General features: G+C 46.9%; 1 protein-coding gene. It reads right to left on the bottom strand.

The annotated features are described in order from the left end of the window. Positions 1-88: GTP-binding protein (locus L975_RS17795; protein WP_002436303.1), on the bottom strand; the 88-nt coding region annotated here is incomplete at its 3' end. Between the last annotated feature and the right edge of the window lie 189 nt (positions 89-277).

The raw sequence follows: 277 nt of genomic DNA, 5'->3' as shown, positions 1-277 counted from the left end.
CAGTCAGGGTAGTTTTACCGTGGTCAACGTGGCCGATAGTACCAACGTTAACGTGCGGTTTAGTACGTTCAAATTTCTCTTTAGACATTGAATTGTCCCTCTAGACACGGTTATCGGTGGCAATAGTTACCACATCAACCAAGCGTAGTGCTTGCTGAGTATACATCAACGGTGAAAATGGGATAGAAGAGTTCAGGAAGAAATGGTGCTGATACCCAGAATCGAACTGGGGACCTCACCCTTACCAAGGGTGCGCTCTACCGACTGAGCCATATCA

Origin of the sequence: Plesiomonas sp. ZOR0011, from assembly GCF_000800945.1 — a bacterium.
GTDB lineage: Bacteria > Pseudomonadota > Gammaproteobacteria > Enterobacterales > CAMTGL01 > Plesiomonas > Plesiomonas shigelloides.
The sequence above is the reverse complement of the archived record's forward strand: the minus strand, read 5'-3'. Positions and strand labels throughout refer to the sequence as shown.